Genomic DNA, 591 nt, shown 5'->3' with positions numbered 1-591 from the left:
TCGGTCCTCAGGCGTGGATCGGACAGCATCAACGCATGGGTGCGCGCATGGTGCCGAGGGATCAGGAAACGGCCGTCAGCTTGTCGGCCATGGACTGCTCCTTGTCCCGCCGCGACGAGAAAGCCATGGTGAAGAACACCCGCTGAACGCCGAGCTGGCTCAGCTTCTCCTCGCAGAGTTCGATGAGCCGGCAGATGTCGGCGAGTTCGCCCTCGATGTTGGTGCCGTTGGCATGCATCTCGGCGTTGAGGTGGCTGGCCTCGAGGATGGCCTTGATCTCTTTCACGTAGGAGGAGACGGAAGGGCCGACGCCCATGGGCACGATGCACAGATCCGCGACGACTTTCATGGACGTTCTCCTTGGGAATGCAGGTGAAACGGGCCGGCCGATCCCCGTGATCTTATAGGCTGCTCGCTGGCCTGCGTCGCCAGCGCCCAGGGGCCAATGGGAACGGCCGGGCGCCCGGTCCGTTGATGGGCATACCTCACAGCAGGACATTTCGAATGCGCAAGCTCGCACTCCTATCGGCCGCGGCCGTCAGCCTTGGTGCCCTCCTGGCGGCAGCCCCTGCGGAAGCCCGTGGCTGGGGC

General features: G+C 64.6%; 1 protein-coding gene. It reads right to left on the bottom strand.

All coding sequences use genetic code 11. The features are described 5' to 3' along the window. Positions 1 to 61: 61 nt before the first annotated feature. A complete protein-coding gene (locus tag VQ02_RS34380) occupies positions 62 to 349 on the bottom strand; it encodes an MTH1187 family thiamine-binding protein (RefSeq protein WP_048448772.1) in 288 nt (95 codons plus the stop codon). Positions 350 to 591 lie beyond the last annotated feature (242 nt).

The sequence above is a fragment of the Methylobacterium variabile genome (assembly GCF_001043975.1).
Lineage (GTDB): Bacteria > Pseudomonadota > Alphaproteobacteria > Rhizobiales > Beijerinckiaceae > Methylobacterium > Methylobacterium variabile.
This window is presented reverse-complemented; position numbering and strand designations above follow the sequence as displayed.

What these genes read in the sequence shown, in the direction of transcription:
- VQ02_RS34380 (WP_048448772.1), bottom strand. Translation starts at nt 349, where the DNA reads ATGAAAGTCGTCGCGGATCTGTGCATCGTGCCCATGGGCGTCGGCCCT.